This window comes from Actinomadura rubteroloni (genome assembly GCF_002911665.1).
Taxonomy (GTDB): Bacteria; Actinomycetota; Actinomycetes; order Streptosporangiales; family Streptosporangiaceae; genus Spirillospora; species Spirillospora rubteroloni.
In genome coordinates this window covers 952924-972076 of the sequence record NZ_MTBP01000001.1, presented here as the reverse complement: position 1 = coordinate 972076, position 19153 = coordinate 952924, and the positions used below count along the sequence as shown (strand labels likewise).

General features: G+C 71.0%; 15 protein-coding genes. 2 read left to right on the top strand and 13 right to left on the bottom strand.

Going from position 1 to position 19153, the window contains the following annotated elements; all coding sequences use genetic code 11:
- The 3 genes from BTM25_RS04265 to BTM25_RS04255 form a co-directional block, all read right to left on the bottom strand.
- Positions 1-3429 (bottom strand): DEAD/DEAH box helicase, encoded by a 3429-nt coding sequence (locus tag BTM25_RS04265; protein WP_103561426.1) that lies wholly within the window; start codon positions 3427-3429, stop codon positions 1-3.
- Positions 3426-4877, bottom strand: a complete 1452-nt coding sequence (locus BTM25_RS04260; RefSeq protein WP_168211997.1) for a protein kinase domain-containing protein — start codon at positions 4875-4877, stop codon at positions 3426-3428. Before BTM25_RS04260 ends, BTM25_RS04265 begins: the two co-directional genes overlap by 4 nt.
- Positions 4878-4954: 77 nt before the next feature.
- Positions 4955-5647: a vWA domain-containing protein gene (locus BTM25_RS04255; RefSeq protein ID WP_103561424.1), complete on the bottom strand. Its 693-nt coding sequence runs from the start codon at positions 5645-5647 to the stop codon at positions 4955-4957.
- Between the two features lie 457 nt (positions 5648-6104).
- Here BTM25_RS04255 and BTM25_RS04250 point away from each other — a divergent pair, with 457 nt between their 5' ends.
- On the top strand, positions 6105-6716 hold the full coding sequence (locus BTM25_RS04250) for a hypothetical protein (protein WP_146058953.1): 612 nt from the start codon (positions 6105-6107) through the stop codon (positions 6714-6716).
- Position 6717: 1 nt separating this feature from the next.
- On the opposite strand, the gene BTM25_RS04245 is transcribed toward BTM25_RS04250, so the two are convergent.
- The 8 genes from BTM25_RS04245 to BTM25_RS04210 form a co-directional block, all read right to left on the bottom strand.
- Positions 6718-8961 (bottom strand): hypothetical protein, encoded by a 2244-nt coding sequence (locus BTM25_RS04245; protein ID WP_146058952.1) that lies wholly within the window; start codon positions 8959-8961, stop codon positions 6718-6720.
- Positions 8958-9494, bottom strand: a complete 537-nt coding sequence (locus tag BTM25_RS04240) for a hypothetical protein (protein WP_146058951.1) — start codon at positions 9492-9494, stop codon at positions 8958-8960. Before BTM25_RS04240 ends, BTM25_RS04245 begins: the two co-directional genes overlap by 4 nt.
- 29 nt (positions 9495-9523) lie before the next feature.
- Positions 9524-12052 (bottom strand): hypothetical protein, encoded by a 2529-nt coding sequence (locus tag BTM25_RS04235; RefSeq protein WP_146058950.1) that lies wholly within the window; start codon positions 12050-12052, stop codon positions 9524-9526.
- 65 nt (positions 12053-12117) lie between these two features.
- Positions 12118-12498: a hypothetical protein gene (locus tag BTM25_RS04230; RefSeq protein WP_103561419.1), complete on the bottom strand. Its 381-nt coding sequence runs from the start codon at positions 12496-12498 to the stop codon at positions 12118-12120.
- A 59-nt stretch (positions 12499-12557) separates the two neighbouring features.
- Positions 12558-13133: a PadR family transcriptional regulator gene (locus BTM25_RS04225; RefSeq protein WP_168211996.1), complete on the bottom strand. Its 576-nt coding sequence runs from the start codon at positions 13131-13133 to the stop codon at positions 12558-12560.
- Between the two features lie 31 nt (positions 13134-13164).
- Positions 13165-14052, bottom strand: a complete 888-nt coding sequence (locus tag BTM25_RS04220) for an alpha/beta fold hydrolase (RefSeq protein WP_103561418.1) — start codon at positions 14050-14052, stop codon at positions 13165-13167.
- A gap of 16 nt (positions 14053-14068) precedes the next feature.
- Positions 14069-15469, bottom strand: a complete 1401-nt coding sequence (locus BTM25_RS04215) for an NAD(P)/FAD-dependent oxidoreductase (protein WP_146058948.1) — start codon at positions 15467-15469, stop codon at positions 14069-14071.
- Positions 15470-15528: 59 nt separating this feature from the next.
- Complete coding sequence (locus BTM25_RS04210; protein ID WP_235828219.1) at positions 15529-16764, bottom strand: lipase family protein; 1236 nt, start codon at positions 16762-16764, stop codon at positions 15529-15531.
- 203 nt (positions 16765-16967) lie between these two features.
- Here BTM25_RS04210 and BTM25_RS04205 point away from each other — a divergent pair, with 203 nt between their 5' ends.
- Positions 16968-17195 carry a hypothetical protein gene (locus tag BTM25_RS04205; protein WP_103561416.1) on the top strand — a complete coding sequence of 76 codons (228 nt, stop codon included), beginning with the start codon at positions 16968-16970 and terminating at the stop codon, positions 17193-17195.
- Positions 17196-17250: 55 nt separating this feature from the next.
- On the opposite strand, the gene BTM25_RS04200 is transcribed toward BTM25_RS04205, so the two are convergent.
- Both BTM25_RS04200 and BTM25_RS04195 read right to left on the bottom strand, forming a co-directional pair.
- On the bottom strand, positions 17251-18393 hold the full coding sequence (locus BTM25_RS04200) for a sensor histidine kinase (RefSeq protein WP_103561415.1): 1143 nt from the start codon (positions 18391-18393) through the stop codon (positions 17251-17253).
- On the bottom strand, positions 18380-19054 hold the full coding sequence (locus BTM25_RS04195; RefSeq protein ID WP_103561414.1) for a response regulator transcription factor: 675 nt from the start codon (positions 19052-19054) through the stop codon (positions 18380-18382). The genes BTM25_RS04200 and BTM25_RS04195 overlap by 14 nt, the downstream gene beginning before the upstream one ends.
- Positions 19055-19153 lie beyond the last annotated feature (99 nt).

Genomic DNA, 19153 nt, shown 5'->3' with positions numbered 1-19153 from the left:
TCAGCGCTCCCCGCTCAGCACGACCCCGGACGCCGCGCAGAGCTCGTAGAAATCCCGGATCGGCCGTGCACCCGGCGGCGTCACCGGCGAGGTGAACAGCGCCTCGTCGCCGGCCACGACGAGAAGGCGCTGCTGCCGGCTCATGGCGACGCACAGCCGGTTCTGGAGCAGCAGGTGCCCGTAAGTTCGCCGCACCCAGCGTTCGTAGGCGGCGTGACGGGGATGGTCGGGACGCGTCTGACCCGGCTCGAACGCCGGGACGGGACCGGACCGGGTGACGGACAGGATGACGACGTCGAATTCCTTGCCCTGGAACGCGTCCACCGTGCCGACGTGCAGCCGCTCCCGCAGCGTGTCGACGGGCCGGTGCCCGCCGTCGGCGGTCTCCGCGAGCCCGTCGCGGACGAGCTGCTCCCAGATGAGCCGGACCTGCGCGCTGTAGAAGCTGATCACCCCGAACGTCAGGTCCGTCCGGTGCAGCACGTGGCGTTTCAGCTCCCGCGCGATCGCGCGCGCCTCCGCCGGACGCGACTTGCTCTGCCCGGCGTGCTCACGACCCGCCGAGGCGGGCACGCTCAGCCACGCGGCCGGACGTCCGTCGTAACCGTCCAGCCCGTGCTCGAAGCCAGCGGTTCCGCGCGGCGACTCCAGGTGCCCGCCGTAGAAGTGCCGCCCGACGAAGTCCCCGAGCGTCTTGTGCATCCGGTACTGCTCGTTGAGGCGCACGGCCCGGCGCCGTCCCCCGGTGTCCCCCTCGTGCAGGAGGGCGAACAACCGTCCGAAGAGGCTTTCGCGCAGCAGGCCGAGCGCGTCGTTCCCGCCGGTGCCCAGTTCCTGTTCGACGTCGGGTTCGAGCATGTGCGGAAGCTGGTTCTGGTCGCCGACGAGGATCACGCGCCGCGACGCGAGGGTGAGCGGGATGAGCAGGTCGAGCGGGTTGGCGCGGGCGGCCTCGTCCACGATCACGGTGTCGAACAGCTGCGCGCCGTCCCGGGCGTCCTGGACGGCGCGCGAGTCGGCTTGCTGGCAGGTCGCGGCCAAGGACGTCGTGTAGAGCCGGAGCATCGCGAGCACCGCCTCCGGGTCGCCCTCCAGTTCGTCGAGGAACTCCAGCAGCGCCGTGCTCACGCCGGCGGCGCCCGAGCGCCGCCGCGCGTCGAGGTCGTCGATGATCGCGTTCAGCAGGTCCACCACGTCCTCGCGGGCGACGGGCCGGACGAGCCGGTCCGCGCCGCCGGTCAGCCGGTCCAGCAGTTCGTCCCGGGCCGCCGTCAGGTCGGAGAGGAAGTCCGGCGGGTCGTCGTCCGTCCAGTCCGCCGCCCGCCGGACCAGGTCGAGATGGGCTTCGTCGACCCCGGGGGTGCGTTCGAGGTAGGTGAGCGCGGCGGCGGCCATCTGCGGGCCGTCGTCGCCGAACGCGAGGGGAAGATGGCGGATGCCCCGTACCGCCCGCAGCACGCTCTCCCGCCGGCGGTCGACGCGCAGGTCGGCTGCCTTCTGGGCGGCGCGGATCTCCATGCGCAGGTTCTCCAGCCGGACGCGCAACGCATCGGAGATGAGTCCGGACGCCTGCTCGGCGACGTCCGCGAGGAGCGAATCGAGTTCTTCGGTCGAGACGGGCGCCGTGCAGTACGCGGCGGTCCTGCGGGCTATGGTCCGCATCGCGGTCGCGATCCGGCCCTCCTCGGTGCCCGCCAGGTCGCTCCGCAGCGCGGCGATCGTCGCGTCCCGCCATTCCTCGATGTGCGCGGTCGAGCCTCGGTTCTGCGAGTCGATCTTCATCGACGGCAGATCCCACACTTTCGAGCGCTCGACGAGATTGTCGACGGCGGCGTGCTGGTAGCTGGTGAGCAACATGCTCTGGCTGATCACGGCGTGCGGCCGTCGCGTTTCGGCCAGCCTGACCTGGAGCGCGGCGATGAGCTGTGTTTTCCCGGTACCGGGCGGCCCCTGAATGACGGCGATGTCGGGGGTGTTCAGCGCGGTCTCCAAGGCGAGCCGCTGCATGGCGTTCGGTGTGTCCCGGAAACACGCGGCGACGGCCTCCGACATCGCCTTCACACCCCGCACCGGTTCTTTTCCTCGCGCGGGCGACCCCTGGAGCAGGGAGAGGAGCTGCGGCAGCGGAACTTGTCCTCTGAGCAGCCGCTTCAGCGCCCGGCTTCGCCGTTCCAGGCGCCGCCGGTCGCCCCAGACGGCCGCGTGCAGGAACCCCCGGCGCGGCGGGTCGACGGGCATTCCCGAGGACGCGCGGCGCGGGATCATGCGCAGGTCGACGACGTTCTGCGCCACGTCGACATGGGTGACGACACCGACCGTGTTGCCGCGGGCGATTTCCTCTTCCAGCAGCCCGTCGGGCGTTTCGGCCCGGGCGGCGCCGCCGAGGACGGCGGGCAGTTCGACCGCGCATTCCAGTTCGGTCTCCTCACCGGCGTCCAGGTCGTCGCGCAGCCGACGCAGGAGCGCGTTGCCCGTCCCGTCGACGTGGAAGCGGACAACGCCCTCGCTGTCGTCGAGCGGGGTGCGTCCGGTGTAGACGAGGAAGCCGAAGTCCCGCAGTTTCCGCAGGCCGTGCCTGTTGTCCAGCTCGTGGTACCGGCGCCAGACGGCGAGGAAGGTCTCCGCGCCGTCTCCCTCGCCGAGCCGGTCGAGTTCCTCGCGCATTTGGAGCCGCAGTCGCGCTTTGACCGTGGTCTCGATGAAGTCGACCTTGGCGTGGACGAGCGCGGGCCGCATCCATTCCCGTGTCGTCGAGGCGTCGCGATGCAGCCGGTTCAGACGCCATTCGCCGTCGACGAGCTGCATTCGGGCGACCACGCCGTCGCCGCGCAGCAGGCATGCGGTCGGTGCGCGCAGGTCCTGGCCGGGCGCGGCGAGGACCACCAGGCGCCGCATCTCCTTCCGCGTCGCGCCCGGTCGCGCGTCGAGCGGTGTCGGCGCGGCGGCGCTCATGCCGGACGGCGCCGGGAACAGCAGGGTGCGGCGCAGCCAGCCGAGCGCCTTGGCGGGGCTTCCTGCCTGGTCGCGCCCGGCGATGCGGCGGACGGCCGCGATCGCTTCGTCGTCCACCCCGATGTCCAGCGGCTCCCACGCGTAGCGACCCTCGATCTCGTAGACGCGCAGCCGCAGCCATCGGCGCGCCGGGTCGTCCGGGTCGACGTCCTGCGCGAAGGCGGCCACCCGGCCGTTCTCCGTTACCAGCGCGTCCAGCAGGTCGTCGTCCGCGGCGGTCCTGCCTCGTACGACATGCTCGTTCGAGGCGCCGCCGGGGCCGTGATGGGTCGCGAAGAGCGCCGTCCCCACGCGTTCCAGGTGGATCTCCTGGTCGAGCGTCGGTTGCGCGAGCCCGGCCGGCAGCTCGACCCACACGAACGCGGGCGGTCCCGGCAGCGCGTCGGCGAGATGCGCCGTCGCGGCGCGGGCGCTCATCGTGCCCCCATACGCGGAACCAGCAGGGTGAGGTAGCGGTGGGGCTCGCGTCCCGTGCCGAACCGGACGGTCCAGCGGCCCGCCTCGGAGAGGTCGATCGGCCGGACATCACCGGTACCGAGTTCGAAGGAGCGGTTCTCGGGCCGGTTGACCACCCACACGTGATGCCGTCCCGCACACCGCACTAGGACGCGCGGTCCTCCGTCCCAGCGGAGTTCCGCCACCGGTTCGCCCAGGTCGACGGGCGCATGGGACGGGCCGCGGTCCAGCCAGAGCAGCACGTCCCGCGCCCGCAGCACCTGCGGCCGACCCGGCGTCAGGATCACCGAGTAGAGCCGGCCGGTGTCCCCTTCCTCCTCGACATCCGGAATGCCGCCGGGCGGGACGTACCCGTGCGCGTCGCAGCGCAGCAGCACGGGCCGCGCACGCCCGCACCAGGGGCAGATGGCCCGTCCGGCGTGGAACGTCCCGCCGCACCCGTCGCACGCGACCATCAGGAACGCCGCCTGCTCCAGCTTTTCCTGCCACTCGCGCATCGTCGGCCGCGCGCCCGGGTCGTGGAGTCCTTGCTCGAACGCCCGGCCGGCGAGAGACCGCAGCCCGCGGGTGAGCACCGTCTCGCGGTCGAGTCCCGTGGTGGACCGATTGCGGTCGTCATCCGGATGGTCGATCCAGGGGAGCGCGCCGGAGAACGCGTCGGCCTCGTAGCGTTCGGGTTCCTGGTCGACGAGGTCTCCGACGAACGGATGCGTCAGGGTGAGGACCTGGAACGCCAGGACGGCGAACGAGAACACGTCGGTGAGGCTGTCCGGGCCCGACGTGCCGGCGACCACCTCTGGTGCCGAGTATCCGGGCGTGTAGTAGGACGGCTCTCCGGGGACCGTCTCCACCGACAGGTTGTCCGGATCGATCAGCCACACCTGGTCGTGGTCGCTGCTCGCCGACACGAGGACGTTGCCCGGTGAGATGTCACCGTAGGCGATCCCGCGCGCGTGCAGCCGGGCGAACGCCTCGGCGGCGAGGGCCAGGAGACGGAGCCGGCGCCGCAGTCCGCCGGTCCCGTGGAACCAGTCGCCCACGCCGGACGCGGGGACGGCGGCCAGGTTCCCGATCGGCATGAGGTCGGCGAGCAGCTCCATCGTGTAGCCGACGTGGTCGCCGACGAGGAGGGACAGCGGACGCGCGATCGGAATGCCCGACAGGTCGAAGCGGCGGATGACCGCGAGCCGCGCCCGCAACCGGTCGGCGCTCATCGCGTGCTCCGGCCGGACGATCTTCACCGCCGCCTGGCCGCCCGCAAGCGTCCAGACCGTGCCCTGGCCGCCGCTGCCGATCTCCGCGGACAGTTCGAGGTCCTCGCCGCGGTCGTCGCGGACGAGGTCGCCCGGTCGTGGCCGACGCCGGGCACGGCGCGGGTGAGGCGTCCTCTCACCGGAAAGCGCGGACACGTCGTCTCCCTCGCATTCGTCGTCCTTGCCGACCCGCACCGCGGTTCCCGGCATTGCGGAACGTTCGGTCCCCGAATTCAGTCGCTGAGATCGAACAGATCGTCCAGGTCGAACATCGAGGCGTCATCCGGGCGCGTGCTTCGCGCGCGCACGCTGACGCTCCGGGTGATCGAGCGGAAGATCTCCGCGATTCTGGGAGCCTCGTCCGCGCGTACCACCGGATACCGGGGATCTCTGACGAAGGATTCCAGAACGCGATAGGCGCGCGTACCGGTTTCCGATCCGATCGCCACGGCGAGACGCAACGACCGCGCACCGCGCGGGGACGACAGGAATCTGTCGAGATGCTGTTCCCATTCGCTTGTGGGGGCGCCGTCGGAGACGAGCACGAGCGTCGGCGCGTAGGCACGGGACGGCACGACGTCCTCATCGTGCAGGACCGAACGTGCGAGCTCGAATGCGTCGCCCATCGGGGTTCCGTGCGGGCCGCCCACCGCGCTCATATCGGCCCAGCGGAAGTCGGCGGCGGGTGTCGGGGGGTGGTGCAGCGCGACGCCCGTGCCGCCGAACGCGATGACGCCGACCATGATCTCCCCATGGACCGACCGTTCGGCGGCGAAACTCCGGACCATTTCCGCCATGGCGCTGTTAAGGGATTCGATCTTGCCGTCCTGCGCCATGCTGCCGCTGACGTCCGCGAGGACCAGGACCGGAAGGGGACGAGGCCGCCGCACGGCCGCGAAAGGAGAGTCAGGTTCGTTGCCCGCCATCGAGACTGTTCAGTTCCTCATCACGAAAAGAGCCCGGGGAATTCGCCCTCCAGGTGGAGAACATTGCAACCTACTACCGGGCTGCCGTCCGGTCAAGCCACTATTGATTCAGCCCGTCCGTGAGACACACGGGTCAGTGGCAGCGGGGACCGGGTGGTGGGTGCGGACGGAAAGCTGATCTCGATGGTGAGACCTTCAGCGGGCGTGGCCGATCAGGCGAACGCCGTGGGCAGCCGCTACCGCGCGAACGATCGAGGTCGAGTCCAGAGTGGTCATCGTCGCGGCTGTCCGGGCGGCTAGGCGCTGGAGGGCCTCGATAGTGCGGGGAACCTGGTCCGCAGGACGGGCGCCGGTCCGAGGTGGAGCGCCGTCGTGGTGCCGTGGGGGACGTTCGGCCGGGTGGGGCGGGTGCCTGTGATCCGTCTCACTCAAACGTGGTCGTTCATCAATGCGTCTGATGGACGTGACGGCATCGATCATTCGAGGGGGCGCGGCCACCGCCGCGACCGCGGCCGGGATCGGCGGCTACGTCGCCGTGGGCTGGCTGGACTTCTACGGGCCCGGCAGCCTCTCTTGGCTGGGCGTGATCGTCGCCCTGTCGGCCACCGCCCTGGGCGTTGGCGCGGCCTTCGCCGCGTCCGGGCACATGGCGACTCCGGTCCTGCTCCTCCTCGCCCTCCCGTTCTGCGGGTTTTTCCTCCACAACGCCGCCGAGGACCGTGTTCTGGCGGTCCGGGGCGTCAGCGGCGCCTGCCGGGTGGACGACGTTCGCAAGACGTCCGCGACCGTCCTCAACGGAGCCCCGGAAGGGGGCAACTCGACCATCACCGGCAACGTCCACCGGCTGAGTTGCCCTTCCGGCGGCCCCAGCGAACTGAACATCGAGAAGGCCGCGCGGCCCGGTTCGACCCTCCACCTCACCTGGGACCCCGATCGGCGAGTGGACCCCCGTCCCACCGCCGACGTCCCGCACGGCGAAGAACTCGTCTTGCCGTCCCTGGCGGTCGTGGCCGTCCTGCTGCTGGCCATGACCGCAGGCTTCGGCCACGACCGGACCGAGCCGTCATGACTCAGCCGGTGGCGGCGTCCAGGACCGCTCGGGCCGCGGTGACCTGCGCGTCGTCGTCGCGGACCGAGCGCCACTGGTCGTGCGGAACCGGGCGTTCGTCGGCGTCGATCAGTGCGCGGAGGGCCGGGATCGCGGGGGCGACCGATTCCGGGTCGGCGGCGGCGACTTCGGCGAGAAGCGCAAGCGGTTCGAGGACGGTGAGGCGAGCGGAGCCCGGCGGCCCGCACGTGTGGAACAGTTCGATCAGTGGCGGCGCGGCCTGCCGCGGGTCGCCGGTCAACTTCCACAGGGTCCGGGCGATCCACATGACTTCGAACGTGCCGGAGCCGAAAGGGCTGGTCTTCTGCGCACAGAAATCGCGCAACCGGGGGACGACGGTCTCCGCCAGGGACGGATGAGTTTCGGCGATTTCGGCGAGCAGGGACAGGCGGCTGTATTCCGTCACGTCGGCTCTCCGAAGGACGCGCTGGGCTTCTTCCGGGTCACCGGTGATCCGCCACAGCGCCTGAGCCACGAGCGCGCTGTCGTCCGATTCCCGGATGGGGCCGGCCAGGAACGTCGCGCGCAGGTGGCCGGCCATCGGGGCGGCGGCCGGGCCGAGGGCCGAGCAGACACGGAGCAGCAGCGCACGCTGGTGCGCTCCGTCGCCGGGTCGCTCCAGCGACGCCAGCAGGGTGCGCAGCGGGCCGTCGTCACCGGTCAGCTTCTGGAAGTCGAACGCGTCGATCCGGTCGGGATATTCGTGTAGGAACGGCACGGTCGGGACGAGCTTTTCGCGGAGCAGTTCCCGGTGACGTTCCGAGACGATGCCCTGGTGGACACGCCGCAGCGCGCTGACGTCGGCCAGCGGATCCCGGCGGTCGAGGAGGTCGAGGAAGTACGGAGCCAGGTCCGCGCCGTCGCGCTGCCAGGCGCGGATAATCGCATACATCCCCAGCCGGTAATCCGGACGGGCGTTGCGGATCCGGGTGAGCAACGGTTCGAGGAACGTCCCGGCGTGCGCGGGAAAGGGGGCGAGCGCCTCCCCCAGGTTGATCTCGTGACCACTCCAAGGTGTCGATCCATCGCCATAGCTATGGTCGTTGTGAAAACCGCTGTCGGGCTCGGTCAGCATCCGTGCCAGCGGGGCGACGCACCTGTCATCGCCCATCAGGGCCAGGGCCCAAATTGCGTTGCGTCGTGCGACGGCGTCCGGCTCCTCGGCTTCGGTGATGTGCGCGGCGACACGGTCGGCGAAGGGACGCGCGGCCGGTCCGCACATGGCGAGGATCCGCAGGGCGAGGGCCCGGTGCTCGGATCCGGCGTCATCGACCCGGCGGGCGACGCCGGGCAGGAGGTCGGGAACGGCCGAGCGCCACCGGGACATCAGCGACGCGGCGAGCCGCAGGCCGACGTCACGCTGACTCGCCGGGCCACGGGACAGCAGCATGTGGGCGAACGGAACCCGTCCGAGCACGGCCGCGCCGAGTTCCCGGTCGAGCGGGACGGCTTCGGTCCCGGCGGCACGGACGCCGGACGCGGCGCTGCCGGATTCGTGGCCGGTCAGTGCCAGCTCCAGGCCGGACGCGGCCCGGTCACGGAGGTCGTGGAGCGCGACGCCCTCTTCGTCCCGGAGCCTCCGCAACCAGGTCAACGCCTCGTCCCGCCGGTGCGCGGCATGGCGGGCGAGCTTGCCCACGCTCTCGGCCAGCAGCCCCGCCACGTTCTCGTCGGGCTCACGCGCACAGCGCTCCCGGAGCACGTCGATGAGCTCGTCGGCGCGGCCGGCGGCCTCTCCCAGCGCGGCGGCCTTGGCCGCCCTGACGTCGACGGGGTCGAGCCGCGACGGCACCAGGAGCGGGGCCGCCCGGTCCCACGCGGCCTGCCAGGCCGGGTCGACGTGCGGGTACCAGCGTCCCTCCCCGGCCAGGGTCGCCTGGGCGGCGGTGTTCCCCGTGACGGCGATGTCGTCGATCATCCGCACGATCGCCACCCGGTTCTCCAGGGCCCGGTCGTTGGCCGCTTCGACCAGGAACGGCAGCAACTGGGCCGCCGCGGGCCACACCGCGCTGCCATCGCCCAGGCACGCGATGCGCAGGTCTTTCACGGCCTGACTCGCAGGGTGGTGGCCCGGCTCCCAGAGATTTTCCAGGACGTGCCACCCGTAGCGTCTGATGCCGTACGGGTCCAGGACCTTCGACCAGTCGACCTCCCGATGGAACCGGGCTGCCCGCCCCCTGGTCTCCCAGCTCAGTTCGTCCATCACGCGCCCCAGCTCTGGCCGGGCGGGCGCCCGTTGTAGGGTCCCGGCTGCTGCGGGACGGGGTACGCGGGCCGTACCCGGGTGGGCCCGCGCAGGGCGAAGGCCGCGGTCAGGCCGCCGGCCACGAGCGCGGTGAGCAGGGCGGACGCCCAGCTCAGCATGGTGTAGCGGTCGTGGTCGCTCATCGACAGGTGCAGCGAGATCGTGATGTCCCGGCCGGTGAACCCGGTGAGGTGTTCGACCGCCAGCCAGCCCGCGCGTTCGGCGATCAGTGCTCCGGCCGCCGCCGCGACGGGCGCGACGGGGCCCCGCGCCTTCGCGACCACGAAGGCCACGGCCATGACCGCCCCGATCACGACCGCCGCGATCAGGTGCACGGCGCTCGGCACCAGGACCGCGCCGGTCGCCTCGATCGCGAACCGGGCTGCGAGGGCGAACAGGGCCGCGACGGCGCCGGCGGCGGCACCGCCGCCGAAGAACGCGGCGACCAGACGGCCGGGAGACACGACCGGGGGCGTCGAATGAGGCTGCATCATCAGTCCAATAGTCATTCGCGCTGACGCGCTCAGTGCGGGTCGGCGAGTTCGGGCAGCGTTTTCCGCAGCGCGGTCACGGTCGGCAGTGTGAGGGGGACGGAGTCGGGCTTTTTCCTGGCGTAATTCCGATCGCACCATGCGTTCCAGGCTTCCCGATCCATCACGAAGTCCGGTTCCGGGTCCGGGGTGCGTTCCACGAGTTCGCGGAGCCAATCCACCGCATCTTCGCGCCACACCTCGGCGTTCGCCGCCAGCTCACCGATCACCCGCACCAGGTCGTCCTTGGAGACGGCGCCCAGGACCGGGTCTCGCGCCAAGAGGCGTCTGAGGAGTCCGTCCGCCCTGTCGGCGGAGGTGCGGTGGACGGCGTAGGACAGGATCGTGACCGCGTCGTCGGCGTGGGCGTCGTCGTCAAGGAGCGGGATCAGGTCCGTCATCGCATTGTCGAAGGCGTCGTCCCAGTCCGCGTCGGGCTCCATCGGGCGGGTCACGTGGTTGCCCTGCTTCTCCGACCTGTGCGCCATCATGACGATGTACTCGATCGTTTGCAGCACCGACGAGCGGGCAGGTGCGGCCGGATCGAGAGCGGCTTCGACCAGGAAGGGGAGGAGCACCGCCGCCGTCCGCGGGCGGAAGTACACGAGGGAGCCTCCGCATTCGCGGCGCATCTCCTCCACCGTGATCCGCTCGACGTCGTACAGGAAATGCCGCACCCGGTCCGGATCCCAGAGTTCCAGGAGCTTTTCCGGGCCCTCCATGCGCTCCCCGCGGACATCGAAGAAACTGACGAAGCAGATCCGGTGGATCCGCCGCCATTCCTTGTCCGTGAGCGGGCGCGGAATCGTTCCGGCCGCGGCGCGGAGGGCGTCGTCGTCCAGGACCGCGCGCCATTGCGGGGTGCGCGGCGGGCAGAAGTACCAGCGGGTCCGGGGGCGTTCGTCGGCGTCGGTCGCGGCCTGCAAGAAGGGGTAGGCCGGCGCGATCGCCCGGGGGTCGGCGGCGGCGATGCCGGCGAGGAGTTCCAGGGCCGCGAGGATGTTCGGCGGACGGCTGCTCGCGGGCGGGCAGATACGCAGCAGGCCGGCCATCAGAAGCGTGAGGTCGTCGTAATAAGGCGTGCCGATGTTGTCCCAGAGAGCTTGCAGAAAGCGCAGGGCGTCGCGGTGATTCCCCTTTCTGATGCACGTGGACGCTCCCCGCGACAGTTGCCCTGTGTAATATCCATGCATCGGACGGCCCTTTCCCCAAGCCGCCGCGATCAAAAGCAGCGGCTCGGGGTCGAAATCTCGGTGGCCGGACTTCTCGGCGAGCCGGGTCAAGGGGTCGATGATCTCCCCCTGATTCCCAGTGAGCTTCCACAGTGCGCGGGCCAGCCACACGGGGTCGGCGGGCTCGGTGAACGGAGGCCTGGTCTCTCCGCGAAGCGCGGCGCGGAACGCGTCGCGCGCCGAGTCGGCGAACCGGTCGGCGAGCGCAGGCCCCAACGCGATGCAGGCGTTGATCATGTTCCGCGCCTTGACCTCGGAACGCTGCCGGGGGAACCCGCTCCAGTCCGACGGTCCGATCATCCTCCGCAGGGGGGCCGCGTCGCCGGTGATCCGCAGGAAGTCGAACGGGTCGAGAAGGGTGCCGTCCTTCACGTGCTCGGGCAGGCGGAGCCGTTCTTCGAGCCGTTCCTTGTGGCGGGGGGCGAGCGTTCCCGTCCGCACCCAGATGAGGTCCTCGACGGCCGCCAGCGGGTCGTCGTCATCGAGGAGCCGCAGGATTCGCGCGGCCACGTCGGCGCCGTCGTCCTGCCACCGGTTGATGATCTTGTAGTAGCCGGCGCGCTCCGTCGGCGGGGTCGCCCGGACGCGGGCCAGCAGCGGGTCCAGGAGTACGGCGGTGTGCGCGGCAAAGGGGGCCAGCGCCTCGGCGATGTTGGGTTCGTTGGCCTCCCGGCCGCGCTCGCCGTCGGGCAGGTCGATGAGGAACCCGTCGTGACCGGCGGCGAGCAGGTCCGCCAGCGGCGGCACGGCGCGCTCGTCGCCCATCCGGCTCAGCGCCATGAGGGCGTACCGCCGGGCGACGCCGTCCGGTTCGCGGTCCGCGGTGAGATGCGCGGCGGCCAGGTCGGCCCACGGACGGGCGGCGGGGCCGCACATGTCCAGGATCCGCAACGCCAGGATCCGGTGCTCCGCGGATGGGTCGTCGGCGAACCCGGCGACGGCGGGCAGGAGTTCCGGGACGGCCGACCGCCACCGGGACATCACCCGCGCCGCGACCAGCAACCCGCCCAGCCGGTGCTCGGCGTCCGCGTGGTGCAGCAGGGAGCGGGCCAGGGCCAGGCGTCCGTCGCGGTCGCCGTCCAGGGCGTGGTCGGCCCTCGCCGCCTCCCGCACGTGACCGCTCCGCAGCCAGATCGTCACGTCAAGACGGCGCTGCGGGTCGTGCGGGGCGAGGGCGCCGAGGGTCTCGCCGAGCAGGTCGGCGACGCCGGGGTCGGGCTCGGCGTCGAACCTGGCGAGCAGCGGCGGAATCACGTCGGCGGCGTGCCCGGTCGCATCGCGAAGGCGCACGGCGGCCTTCGCGCGCCGCGCGGACTCGGGGTCATCGAGCTCCCGCAGTGCGTCGGCCCAGGCGTTCACCACCAGCGCCGGATCGCGGCGCCCAGCTCGTCGGTCCATTCGACGTCGGCGGGGACGTAGTCGCGGTCCCGGACGTCCTCGACGAAAAGGGCGGGAAGGACGAGCGGACGGGCCGTCAAGTACACCAGGCTGTCAGTGCGCCACACCCAGATTCCATCGGTGCTGAGCGACGGGCCGCCCGGAATGTACTCGCCGGACCGGAACAGGTTGGGCACCGATTCCATCACGTCGAAGCCCTGCCGGGCCTTGCGCATATAGTCCAGGATCCGCTCCCGGTCCGGCTCGACGATCCTGGCGGCCGCGTTCTGGATCGACGGCAGATCCTCGCGCTCGCCCTGGTACATCTCCCGGTACAGCGCCACCGGCTTCAATTCCATGATTCCCTCTCCTCTTCGTTCAGAGAACGATCATGTCTATCTAACCGGGGCGGGCCGGGTCAACCGTCCGTCGGCGGAGACTTCTCGGCGGCTTGTTCCAGCCGTTCGATGGTTTCGTCCACCCAGTCCACCCACGTTTGCGCGACCATCTCGCCGGCCCGGCGCACCGAGTCCCAGATCAGCGGGTCGAGTTCGGTGGCGTTGGTGCTCGCAGCGAAATTGGTGATGTATCCGGGAAGCTCTTCGGCGAGCTGGTCCCGGGCCTTGACGTGCAGATCGCGCATCACCCGGAGCTGGGTCACGAGGTCCTGCGGCGGCCGGGTGCCGCCGAAGAAGAACCGGACGAGGAACGGCACGCGGATCGGGTCCAGTTCGGTCACCAGTTCACCGACCCATGACTCGAACGCCTGCCGTCCGGCGTCGGTGGCCGAATAGACGCGGCGATCGGGCCGGCCCTGCTGCGGAATCACCTCGGACACGACCAGGCCGTCGTCCTCGAGCTGCCCCAAAGTGCGGTAGATCTGACTGAGCTGGGCGGGCCAGACGAAATTGATGCTGTTTCGGATCACCGCGGCCAGGTCATATCCCGTCATCGATTGCCGCAACAGAAAGCCGAGCAGGGCGAATTTGAGCATGGAACTCCTTCCGGCGGATGCGGGAAGGATATCAATGGCTCGCGTCAGACTCCTCGGCATGCCGCGCGCACCAGGACGTGAGAAGTTCGGTCACGCGCAGGGGCTCTTCGCGATGGGGCCAGTGCCGGGTGTCGAGCCAGTGCAGTTCGGACTCTTCGCACATCGCGGCGCTCGGTTCGGCGAGGTGCCGGCCGAGTACGCCGTCCCGGCGTCCCCAGATGATCTGGGTCGGCACGCGCACCGTCATGTCGGGCAGCGCGCGTCCCGCGCGGATCGACGGCAGCATCGTCCGGAACATCGCGCGGTACCACATCAGGGGCCGCTGGATGGTTCCCGGATGGCGCCAGACGGCGCGGTGCCGTTTCAGGTCGGCGTCGCTGAGGCGTGCACCGTGTTTGAGCATCGACGCGAGGAACGCGCCGTCGCGGGCGCCGAGCACCGCCTCCGCCAGGCCGGGAATCTGGAACGCGATCATGTACCAGCTCCGCAGCATCTGCGACGGCTTGCGCGTCAGCGCTTCGGCGAACACCTGCGGATGCGGGCAGTTGACGATGGTGAGCGAACGCACCAGGTCGGGCCGCTCGATCGCCAGCGCCCACGCGACCGCGCCGCCCCAGTCGTGCCCGACGAGATGGACCGGCCCCAGCTCCTGGCGCTCGATGAGCAGGACGATATCGCCGATCAGCTTGGGCATCGCGTAATCGGAGACCGCGGCGGGCTTGGACGACAGGCCGTATCCGCGCTGGTCCGGCGCGAGCACCCGGTAACCCTGTTCGACGAGCGCGTTCATCTGCTGCTCGAAGGTGAACCAAAGGTCGGGCCAGCCGTGCAGGAAAAGGACGGGCGGGCCGTCTTCGGGGCCGTCGGCCTCGACGTGGAGCAGGACGTCGTCGGCGTCCACGAATTGCGGCAGGAACATGGGGGGCGCTCCTCGTTCAGGAAAGGCCGAGCACGGCGAGGACGGTCTCGGACAGCACGGCGGGATTGCGATCGCGCAAGGGCCGCAGCACCCGCCGGGCGATGCGCGGGGAGCCGAGCGACGACAACGGCCGCTGGAGATTGAGGACGTCGTTGAAGGCCATCGCCACCTCCGGATCCAGTGCCGCCGCCCGCTCCAGCCGGTCGCGGTAGCCCGCGTCGAAGCGGACCGACAGGGGCGTCCGGACGCCTTCGGTGCGGCAGCCGTAGCGCAGGTCCTCCCCGAGGGCCAGGCGCCAGGCTCCGGACGAGGTGGCGGCGACGGCCCGCGCCGCGCGCCGCTCGAACCCCGTCCGCAGCGCACCGCCCTCGGCGGTGAGCAGCCGGCCGAGGGCGACCGCCGACAGGGCGGCCACGCTCATCCCCTGGCCGTAGACCGGGTTGGACGCGCTGGCAGCGTCGCCGAGCGCGACGAGACCGGCCGGCATCTCGATCATCCGGTCGTAGTAGCGGCGGACGTTCTTGCGGATGTGGAACGTCCGGACCGGGCCGAGGGGCGTCGAGCGGCGGAGCGCTTCGGCCGTGACCGGTGCGGTCGTCCGGTCGGCGAAGGCGCGCAGCCCGTCGATGTCGGTGGGAATGGGCGCCTGCCCGCCGGTCGTGCCCAGCGAGATGTGCAGCAGGCCGTTCTCGATGCTGAGGACGACGCCGCCGACGGACAGGCCGGCGGCGGCCTGCGCGCCGAGGACGATCAGCCATTCGGGAGCGAAGTCCGAGTCCGGTTCGGCGAGCAGGCTGGCGTACCGCACGTCGGAGTGGACCACCGACTCCGGCGGGGGCCGGTACCCGATCTTCTCCAGCCATTCCGGCAGGGGCGAGCGGCGGCCGGACGCGTCCACGACCAGGTCGGCGCCCAGGTCTCCGTCGGGCGTCTGGACACCGGTGACCAGGCGCCGGGACGCGCTGGTGACCAGCCCGAGGGCGGGCGTCCGATCGCGCACCGTCACGTTCGGCAGCGCCCGGACGCGGGCGCGGACCGCGTGCTCGATCAGGATGCGGCTGGCGCAGAACCCGCCGGTCCACCAGATGGGGATCCGGATGGTCGTGCCGCCCCGGACGACGAAGATCGACCGATCGCCCATCTCCGGGCCGCTCGACGCCGCGGTGATCGCCCCGGCTGCCTCCATCTCCGCGGAGAAGCCGGGGAACAGGTTGATCAGCACCTGACGGCCCGAGCCGAGCAGGCCGTGCGCGTGATGCGACTGGGGCACGAACCGCCGGTGGTCCGGACGGTCCGGAAGCTCGTCGCGTTCGACCACGACGACCTCGTCGTAGTGCTCGGACAGGACCCGGGCGGTCAGCAGCCCCGCGATCCCGGCGCCGAGCACCACCGCCCGACCGTTCTCTCCATATGACATGATTCATATATAACTTGTTGAACATCGACCGTCAATGGCCGGTGCGGCGGACGGACGCCTCAGCAGTTGCCGGTGACGGGCTTGCCCTGGAACCGGTCGTTCAGGAAGTTGCTGGCGTCCGGGTAGGACTGGACGGCGCCGAGAAGGTGCTCGGCGAGGGGGTAGACCTTCCAGGTCAGATTCGCGCCGAGCTTGCACCAGTCCTTGTGGACGGCGTCGGCCTGGCCGAGCGGCAGCACCTCGTCGAAGAGCGCGTGGCCCTGGAAGACCGGGACGGACGGCTTGACGGCCCCGAGCTTGTTCTCGGCGAACCGGGCGAGCCACGCGGGGTCGTGCATGAGGTCGCGGGTGGTGAAGTCGCTGAACCGGCGGAACGCGGTGTCGAACGCGGCGGGCCCGAGATCCACGCTGACGAAGCAGAGCCCCGAGTAGCGTTCCTTCATCCTGCGGCCGTCGGCGTTGAGGTAGGAGTCGAGCTTCAGCTCGGGGTAGGCGGCGTCGAAGCCGAGGGCCGCCATGAGGGCCGAGCCCACGAACAGGCCGCCTTCTTCGAAGGCCCCCACGGCGACCATGTCGGAGATGACCCCGCTGGCCGAAACGCCTTTGAGGTCGAGGTCGGGGGCGTAGGTCGCCGCCAGTTGCGCGGCCCAGCCGGCCGAGCCGCCGCCCTGGGAGTAGCCGAGGATCCCGACGGGCGTCGCGGCGTTCAGGCCGGTGCCGGGCAGGCGTTCCGCGGCGCGGGCCATGTCCAGCACGGCGCGGCCCTCGGACCGGCCGACGACATACGTGTGGACGCCGGGCGTGCCCAGGCCCTCCATGTCGGTGACGGCGACGGCCCAGCCCTTGTTGAGCAGGTCGTTGATGGCGAGCTGTTCGTAGTCCAGGCCCCGGCTGAGGGAGTAGGAGGGGGCGCAGGAGTCCCCGAGCCCCCTGGTGCCGACCGCGTAGGACACCAGCGGCCGCTGCCCCTTCCCCGACCACGCCGTCTTGGGGACGAGCACCGTCCCCGACACCGCGATGTGCTTCCCCGTCGCGTTCTGGGTCCGGTAGAGCACCTGCGTCGAAGCCACCTCGGACGACAACGGATAGGCGGCCGGCCTGGACCGCACGATGTCGCCCGACGCGCCCGGGGGCAGCGGGGACGGCGGACGGTAGAACGGGTCGGCGGACGGGACCGGCACGGTGTCGGCGTCGGCCGGGACGGCGGCGACCGCGCCCCCGCCGAGCAGGCCGGCGGCGCCCAGGGCCAGGGCGACGCGAACCGGTGGCCGAAGTCGCGCACGTCGGGTTCTCACAGGCGGTTCCTCGCTCCTCGACGGGCGGCGGCCATGGGGAAACCGGGCCTCCGGCACGGCCGATAGTCTATTTTGGACTATCGTCCAGGGACGGGCCGGAACCGTCAAGAGCGAGCCGGCGAGTCTTCATCGCGGCCGATGAAAAAAACGGAATTCTGCGTTCGTACGGTGTACGCACCACCGATGTGACCGCATACTGAGGTATGACACGTCCCCGGCTCTCCGCCCGCCGCCACCTTCCCACCAGCCCGTTCGCTCCTCCGGCGCCCGCCGCGCCGCTGGAGACCTACGAGGTCGACGACCGCGTGACCCACGATGCGTACGGTCTCGGCACCGTGGTGGGAGTCGAGAACAACCGGGACGTCCTGGTCGACTTCAGCACGCGCAAGGTCCGCATCCGCGCTCCCTACGCCCGGATGTACAAGCTCTGATTCGTCCCGGCGAGCGCGCTGCCGAACCGGGATCCCGCGTCAGCCCGTCCGCGCGTCAGGCGTGGACGGGGACGCGGCTCGCGGGGAAGGCGATCTCGATCGCCAGACCGCCGTCCGGACGGGCGCGGGCGGTGATCGACGCGCCGTGCGCCGTCGCGATGGCGCGGACGATCGAGAGACCGAGGCCGTGGTGCCCGTCGGCACGGGCCGTCCGTCCGGCGAGGCGTTGGAACGGCTCGAAGAGGCCGGCCACCTGATGCGGTGAGATCAGCGGGCCGCTGTTGGCGACCCCGACGAACGCCCGTCCGCCCCGGAGTTCGGTCACGATCTCGACGTGACCGCCCGGAACGTTGTGGTGGACGGCGTTGTCCACGAGGTTGGCGACGAGACGGCCCGCCAGGGCAGGGTCGCCGGTGGACGGCGCCGAGGCGATCCGGGCGTTGATCCGGACGCCGCGCGCGTCCGCCTCCAACCGCGCCGTGTCGAGCGCCTGGCGGGCCAGGTCCGACAGGTCGAAGGGCTCCCGGCGGTTGAGGCCGCGTTCGCTGCTGGTCAGCGTCAGCAGGGCTTCGAGCAACTGCGCCTGGTCCTTGCTGAGCGAGAGCAGCCGTTCCGACATGGCCCGGTAGGTGTCCGGCGTGGCCGCGCGGTCGGTGAGCGTCTCTTCGAGCAGCGCGCGTTCCAGCGTGAGCGGCGTGCGCAGTTCATGGGCGGCGTTGGCCACGAAGCGCTTGTGCGCGTTGAGCGCGGTCTCCAGGCGGCCGAGCAGGCCGTCGACCGTGTCGGCGAGGTCTTTCAGCTCGTCGCGCGGCCCGGTGACGGCGAGCCGTTCGTGCACGTTGCGGGCGGAGATCCGCTGGACGGTGGCCGTCATCGTCCGCAACGGCCGAAGGACGCGTCCGGCGACCACCCACCCCAGCGCGATCGAGATCACCACCATGATGGCGAACGCGATGCCGAACTGCAGCAGGAGCTGACGGAGTTGCGCCCGCCGGAGCTGTTCCATCTGCTCGCGGCGCCACGGCCCGCTGTCGTCGTAGACGATGAGCACCCATTTGGTGCGGCGCATGAGCACGTAGGTGATGACGAGAAGCAGGCCGCTGGAAATGGTGAACAACGAGCAGTACAACGCGGTGAGGCGCATCCGCACCGTCCGGAAGGGCAGCCCGGACGCGAGCAGCCGTTCATGAAGGCGCATGCGCGTCACCGATCCGGTAGCCGCCCTGCGGGACGGTCTCGATCACGGGCGGCGGGCCGAGTTTCGACCGCAGCCGGTTCATCGTCGCCTTGACGGTCGTCGTGAACGGGTCGGCCATCTCGTCCCAGACCCGTTCCAGCAGTTCTTCGGCCGACACCGCGCGCCCCCCGGCGGCGAGCAGGTACTCCAGCACCGCGAACTCCTTCGGGCTCAGCGCCAGCCGCATCCCGGCCCGGGTCGCGATCCGCTGCGCCGGGTCCAGCCGCAGGTCACCGCGCTCAAGGACGGGCGGGACCGCCGGTTGCGCCCGGCGCCCGAGCGCCCTGATCCGGGCGACCAGCTCGGCGTACGCGAACGGTTTCGGCAGGTAGTCGTCGGCGCCGAGGCTCAGCCCGGTGACGCGGTCCGCGACCGTCCCGGACGCCGTCAGCATCAGCACGCGCGTCCGCCCGGCCCGGCGCACCAGCGAGCGGCACACGTCGTCGCCGTGGACGACGGGCAGGTCCCGGTCGAGGACGACGACGTCGTACTCCAGCAGCGCGGTGTGCTCCAGGGCCGCCGCGCCGTCGTGCACGACGTCGACCGCCATCCCCTCGCGGCGCAGCATCCGCGCGACGGACGCCGCGAGTTCGACGTGATCCTCGGCCACCAGCACTCTCATCGTCTTCAGGATGCCCCTGCCCTGGTCACAGCGGAGTCACAGGCGCTCTGACCGTCGTGTGACCGCCTCTTGCCTAGAAATGGCCTCCGACGCACGTCC